This window comes from Mesorhizobium sp. CA6, from assembly GCF_020165035.1.
In the GTDB taxonomy this organism is placed as follows: domain Bacteria; phylum Pseudomonadota; class Alphaproteobacteria; order Rhizobiales; family Rhizobiaceae; genus Mesorhizobium.
On the sequence record NZ_JAIUHI010000002.1, the window covers coordinates 478265 to 484295 of the forward strand.

6 protein-coding genes are annotated in these 6031 nt (G+C 65.5%); all 6 read left to right on the forward strand.

Going from position 1 to position 6031, the window contains the following annotated elements; genetic code table 11:
* Positions 1 to 18: 18 nt before the first annotated feature.
* The 6 genes from LB526_RS04430 (at position 19) to LB526_RS04455 (ending at position 5930) form a co-directional block, all read left to right on the forward strand.
* Positions 19 to 501 (forward strand): (2Fe-2S)-binding protein, encoded by a 483-nt coding sequence (locus LB526_RS04430; protein ID WP_140838876.1) that lies wholly within the window; start codon positions 19 to 21, stop codon positions 499 to 501.
* Positions 502 to 512: 11 nt separating this feature from the next.
* On the forward strand, positions 513 to 1880 hold the full coding sequence (locus tag LB526_RS29540) for a xanthine dehydrogenase family protein molybdopterin-binding subunit (RefSeq protein WP_263483079.1): 1368 nt from the start codon (positions 513 to 515) through the stop codon (positions 1878 to 1880).
* A 1-nt stretch (position 1881) separates the two neighbouring features.
* Positions 1882 to 2886, forward strand: coding sequence for a xanthine dehydrogenase family protein molybdopterin-binding subunit (locus LB526_RS29545; protein WP_263483081.1), 1005 nt, complete (start codon positions 1882 to 1884; stop codon positions 2884 to 2886).
* Between the two features lie 7 nt (positions 2887 to 2893).
* The gene (locus LB526_RS04445; protein WP_224626384.1) at positions 2894 to 3775 is read left to right on the forward strand and encodes an AAA family ATPase; all 882 of its coding nucleotides are present in this window, start codon (positions 2894 to 2896) and stop codon (positions 3773 to 3775) included.
* A 149-nt stretch (positions 3776 to 3924) separates the two neighbouring features.
* Positions 3925 to 5043, forward strand: coding sequence for a vWA domain-containing protein (locus LB526_RS04450; RefSeq protein ID WP_224626388.1), 1119 nt, complete (start codon positions 3925 to 3927; stop codon positions 5041 to 5043).
* Complete coding sequence (locus tag LB526_RS04455; protein WP_224626390.1) at positions 5043 to 5930, forward strand: amidohydrolase family protein; 888 nt, start codon at positions 5043 to 5045, stop codon at positions 5928 to 5930. The genes LB526_RS04450 and LB526_RS04455 overlap by 1 nt, the downstream gene beginning before the upstream one ends.
* The last annotated feature ends 101 nt before the right edge of the window (positions 5931 to 6031 follow it).

The window sequence follows — 6031 nt, forward strand, 5'->3', positions numbered from 1 at the left end:
GGCGCGCAGGGAGGAAAAATGGCGAAGGTCCCGGTTCAATTCACACTCAACGGCTCGGAGAAAGCCGAGTTCGTCGAAAGCGGCACGACGCTGCTCAATGTGCTGCGCGACAAGATCGGCGACACCTCACCCAAGGGGGGTTGCCACCAAGGCACCTGCGGCGCCTGCTCGGTCATCATCGACGGAGAACTCAGGCTCTCCTGCCTGACGCTGGCCGAAACCTGCGGCGGTGCCGACGTCAGGACCACCGCCGGCCTTGCCGAAGGCGGTGTGCTGCATCCGCTGCAGCGCGCCTTCCTCGATGCCTTCGCCACGCAATGCGGCTTCTGCACGCCGGGCATGATCATGGCCGCGAAGGTTCTGCTCGACCGCACGCCCAACCCGAGCCGCGAGGATGTGGTCGAGGCGCTGTCCGGCAACATCTGCCGCTGCACCGGCTACGAGCCGATCATCCAGGCGGTGCTGCTTGCGGCGCGCGCCAACTCGCAGAACGCCGCCTGAGGGGACGAGCCATGGAACTGCGCAAGGACTACTTTGCCGATGTCCGCAAGGACGGCCTGCATGAGATCGGCCAGGGTCGCCCGCGGCTCGACTCGCCGGGACACGTCACCGGCAAGACCGCCTATTTCGCCGACCGAAACTTCCCGGGCATGCTGCATCTGAAGATGGTGCGCAGCCCCCACCATCATGCCCGCATCCGCTCGATCGATACGTCGGAAGCGGAGAAACATCCGGGCGTTGTGCGCGTGCTGACCGCCAGGGATGTGCCGCACAATGTCTACACCATCCTGATCCTGATCCAGATCGGGCCCGAGGACGAAACCGTGCTCGCCGACGGCAAGGTGCGCTGGAAGGGTGAGGCCGTGGTGGCGGTGCTGGCCGAGACCGAGCGCGCCGCGCAGGAAGCCGCCGCCAGGGTCAAGGTCGACTATGAGGTGTTGCCGGCCGTCTTCGACATGGAGGAAGCGCTGAAGCCCGGCGCGCCTTTGGTCAACGAATATCACGGCCAGAATTACTACCTCTATGACAGCGGCGAGTGCCGCAAGGTGCGCTTCGGCGATGTCGAGGCAGGCTTTGCCCAGGCCGACCACATCCTCGAACAGTCCTACCAGTCCTCGCCGATCGAGCACGCCCCGACCGAAACCACGGGCTGCGTGGTGGCGCCGGAAGGCAATGACCGCTTCACCTGCTACACCAACACGCAGGCGATGTTCTTCACCCTCGACAACGCCTCGATCATCCTGCAGATGCCCGGCTCGAAGCTGCATTTCGTCGGCGGCACCGTCGGCGGCGGTTTTGGCGGCAAGGTCGACGTCATCGTCGAGCCGATCGCCATCCTCGCGGCCAAGCTAACCGGACGCCCGGTCTGTTTTATCTACAGCCGCGAGGAGGAAATGCAGATCTCCTCGCCGCGCGCCGCCGAAAAGGTGATCATCAAGGACGGCGTCATGAAGGACGGCCGCATCGTCGCGCGCAAGGTGACCGGTTATACCGACGCCGGCGCCTATTCGCGCCACTCGCCCTATGGCGCGCAGAAGGGCGCGGCACACTATCCCGGCCCCTACACGATCCCGAATGTCTGGATCGACACCTATTGCGTCTACACCAACCGCACCCCTTCGTCGGCCATGCGCGGCTTCGGCGTCACCATCGGCGACTTCGCGCTGGAGGTGCAGATGGACAAACTGGCGCGGCTGATCGGCATGGATCCGCTCGAATTCCGCTTCGTCAACGCGTATCGCGACGGCGACATGAAGGCGCATCGCCAGCCGACCGAGGGTGCGGCGCTGATCGAATGCATGCAGGAAGCCTCGCGCGTCGCCAACTGGCCGGTGGCGGAAAAATACATGACGATGTCCTCCTACAGGAAGGAAGCCTGAGATGGCGATCCGGCGTGGACGCGGCGTCGCCGCGATCAACTATCCGACCGGCATGAATCTTGGCGGCGACCCGACCCAGGCGCTGGTCCATTCGACCCCGACCGGCAACTTCATGGTGACGTTGTCCAGTGTCGATCTGGGCCAGGGCATGAAGCAGATCATGGCGCAGATCTGCGCCGAGACGATCGGCGTGCCGACCGACCGCGTCGTCATCGACACCGCCGATACCGACACCGGCCCACACTGCATGGGCACCTTTGCCTCGCGCGGCACGCACCGCGCCGGCAACGCCGTTATCCAGGCGGCCAAGGAGGCGCGCCAGGTCATGCTGGAAGTGGCGGCCGAGGAGCTGGAGGTGAATGCATCCGACCTCGAGACCGACGGTGAGGGCAACATACAGGTGAAGGGCGCGCCGCAGAAATCGATCTCGATCTTCGACGTGGCGCTGTCGGCGCATTTCAAGCGCGGCCGCTCGATCTCGGGGCGCGGCATGTTTCTCATTCCGCGCTCCTACCCGGAGAAGGAGACCGGCGCGATGAAGCCCTCCACCTGCTACGCCCATGCCTGCACGGTGGCCGAGGTCGAGGTCGACGACGAGACCGGCGAGGTGACGGTGCTCAGTGTCAAGAACGTCTTCGAGATCGGCCGTGCGCTCAACCCGAAGATGGTCGAGCAGCAACTGGTCGGCGGCTCTTGGATGGGCATCAGCCACGCGCTCTACGAAACGACGGAGCCCTATTATCCGAACCGCGACCATGGCGGCACCGACTTCAACCAGTATCTGATGCCCGGTCCTGGCGATTTGGCCGAGACCGAGATCATCGTGCTGGAGCGTCCTTCCGCCGACGGGCCGTTCGGCGCCAAGGGTCCGGGCGAGATGTGCGCCAACCCGCAGATCCCGGCCGTCGCCAATGCCGTCTTCGACGCGGTCGGCGTGCGCATCGACACCTTGCCGATCACGCCCGAGCGCATCCTGCGCGCGCTGAAGGCGCAGGCGGCGGGCTGAGGGGGAGATGACCAGCGCCGACGCCGTTGCGGTCGCGGACTCGCCGGAGGCGATCGCCGCGCGCCTTGCCGCTTCGCGCTATCTGGCCGACGACAGCCTTGCGACGGCGATCTTCCTCGCGATCCGCCTCGGCAAGCCGCTGCTGCTCGAAGGCGCGCCGGGCGTCGGCAAGACCGAGGCCGCCAAGGCGGTGGCCGAACTGCTTGGCCGCGAGCTGGTGCGGCTGCAATGCTACGAAGGCATAGACGCCGGGCATGCGCTTTACGAGTGGAACTATCAGCGCCAGTTGCTCGCCATCCGCTACGCCGGCGAGCACGAGATCGACATCTATGATGACCGCTTCCTGATCGCCAGGCCGCTGTTGCAGGTGCTGCGAGCGCCGGAGCAGCGCGTTCTTCTGGTCGACGAGATCGACCGCTCGGATCACGAGTTCGAGGCGCTGCTGCTCGAATTCCTCTCAGACTTCCAGATCAGCATCCCGGAGCGCGGCACGATCCGTGCCGCTGCGCAGCCGATCGTCATCCTCACCTCGAACCGCACGCGCGAATTGGCGGAGGCGCTGCGCCGACGCTGCGTCTATCATTGGATCGGCTATCCCGACGCCCAGCGCGAGGCGGAGATCATCATGCTGCGCGCGGGGGGCGTCGCGGAAGCCACCGCACGTGCCGTGGCCAACGCCGTGCAGGAGATCCGCGCGCGTCCGCTAGCCAAGCCGCCCGGCATCGCCGAAGCGGTCGAATGGGCGAATGCCGCCACCATCCTCGAGAAAGGCGGCAGCCCGTGGCCGCAAGCCTTCCGCCGCGCCATCGGCGTGCTGATCAAGGACGAGGAGGATTTGACTGCCATTGCGCCTGAGCTGGGGAGGATTGTCGAGGAGGCGCTGGGGTGAGCCGCGACCTCGACAACCCCTTCGCCCCGTTTACGGGGAGAAGGTGCCCCGAAGGGGCGGATGAGGGGCAGCGCCACACTGGGCAGAAGGTAGCGTTGCCCCTCACCTGCCTGCCGGCATTCTCTCCCCGTAAACGGGGAGAGGATGCCTTGCCTCGCGCCGCCGCACTCTTCCTCGGCTTCGCCCGTTTGCTCCGTGATCACGCCTTCGCCATCGCGCCCGAACAAATCACCAGCTTCATGCAAGCGGTGACCCTGCTCGGCCCGCGCTCGATGAACGACATCCGCGAAGCAGCGTTCGCGACGCTTGCGCCCTCGCCCGATCGCCGCGACGAATTCGAAGCGCATTTCCGCGCCCATTTCTACGGCGACGCCAAGCCTTCGATCGAAGGCGAGAAGGACGACGAGACCCGCGTCAAGGACGATCGCGGCACGCGCGAGGAAGAGAAGCAAACCATCCGCCAGGTGAAAAGCGGCGAGCTCTCCTCGGCGCTCGAGCAATTGAGCAGCCGCGATTTCCAGCGCGACGCCGATGGTCTCGGCCAGTTCCGCCGCAAGCTCGCCTCCGCCCTCCCCGCGCGCCGTTCTTTCCGCACCATGCGCACGCGTTCGCGCGGCACGCTCGACCTCCGGCGCTCGCTCAGCGAAATCGTCAGCGCCGATGGCGACATCCCCTCGCCGCTGCTGCGCCGGCGGCAGGAAATGCCGCGAAAGCTGCTCCTGCTCATCGATGTCTCCGGATCGATGAAGCTGCACACCGCCGACTATCTCAAGCTGGCTCACGCGGCGGTGCAAGGCGCAGACCGCGCCGAAGTCTTCACCTTCGGCACGCGGCTTACCCGCATCACCTCGGCGGTGCGCATTCGTGACCGCGAGCAGGCGCTCGCCCGCGCCGCGGCGCTCGTCGACGATTGGGACGGCGGCACGCGCATGGGGCCGACCTTGCTCGCCTTCCTGTCGGTGCCACGCTTTTCCGCCTTCGCGCGCGGCGCCTGCGTCGTCATGCTGTCCGACGGGCTGGAACGCGGCGATCATTCCGACCTCGAAACCGCGATGCGGCGGTTCAGCGCCCGCGCCTTCCGGCTGTCGCTGGCGAGCCCGCTCGCCGGCGATCCGCGCTTCCGCCCGGCGACGTCGGCGCTCCGCGCCATCCTGCCGGCGCTTGACGATCTGGTCGACGGCTCGTCGGTCAAGAGCCTGACCGATTTCATCCTGTCGCTCGCCCGTCCTGCGCCTGCGGCCGCTTCCATCTGGAAAAGGATATCGTGATGCAGAAAGCCATCGACGCGCATTTCCACATCTGGCGCCAGAAGGACCAGCCCTGGCTGGTCGGACCGATGGTGCCGCGCATCTTCGGCTCCTACGAGCCGATCCGCCGCGACTATCCGATCACCGAGTTCCTCGAGGACCAGAAAGGCTCGGGCGTCGAGAAGGCCGTCTATGTCCAGACCAACTGGGCCAAGGAGGATTTCGAGAAGGAAGTCGCCTTCCTGCAGAAGACCGCGGATGAAACCGGCTGGCCGCACGCCATCGTCGGTTATACCGACATGACGGTCGACGACGTCCGCCCGCAGATCGACCGATTGAAAAAATATCCACTGCTGCGCGGCGTGCGCATGCAGCTCCACTGGCATGAGACGCCCGCCTTCCGTTTCGCCGCTTCGGCCGACCAGGTGATCGATCCGAAAGTGCGGAAGAACGTGGCGCGTTTGAAGGATTACGGCCTCTCCTTCGACCTGCAGCTCTTTCCCGCGCAGATGAAGGACGGGCTGACACTAGTCGGCGAAAACCCTCAGACGAATTTCATCCTCACCCATGCCGGCATGCTGACCGGCATGGAACCGGAAACCACCGAAGCATGGAAGGCGGGTCTGCGCATGCTTTCGGCAGCACCCAATTTCTACGCCAAGCTGTCGGGGCTCGGCACCTTCGTCCACCGCAACGACCCGGAGCTCATCGCCTACATCGTCGACAGCGCGGTCGAAATCCTCGGCAGCGACCGGCTGATGTTCGGCTCGAACTTCCCGATCGAGAAGCTCTGGACCAGCCATGCCGAGCTGATCCAAGCGCACCGGGCAGCGGTGGCGAAGCATGGCGCGGCGGCCGAGGCGGATATTTCCTGGAATACGGCGGAAAAGGTTTATCGGCCGGTGTAGCGCGGCTTTTCCTTCTCCCCTTGTAAGGGCTTTGCACAGAATCGGATCGGTGATTCCATGCGGATATCCGGCGAGGAGGGATTCGCGATGGTCGATCGAGT

Bases quoted from the DNA above. Each gene is read 5' to 3' on its own strand.
- LB526_RS29545 (WP_263483081.1), top strand. From the start codon at position 1,882: ATGGCGATCCGGCGTGGACGCGGCGTCGCCGCGATCAACTATCCGACC.
- LB526_RS04455 (WP_224626390.1), top strand. From the start codon at position 5,043: ATGCAGAAAGCCATCGACGCGCATTTCCACATCTGGCGCCAGAAGGAC.
- LB526_RS29540 (WP_263483079.1), top strand. From the start codon at position 513: ATGGAACTGCGCAAGGACTACTTTGCCGATGTCCGCAAGGACGGCCTG.
- LB526_RS04430 (WP_140838876.1), top strand. From the start codon at position 19: ATGGCGAAGGTCCCGGTTCAATTCACACTCAACGGCTCGGAGAAAGCC.
- LB526_RS04445 (WP_224626384.1), top strand. From the start codon at position 2,894: ATGACCAGCGCCGACGCCGTTGCGGTCGCGGACTCGCCGGAGGCGATC.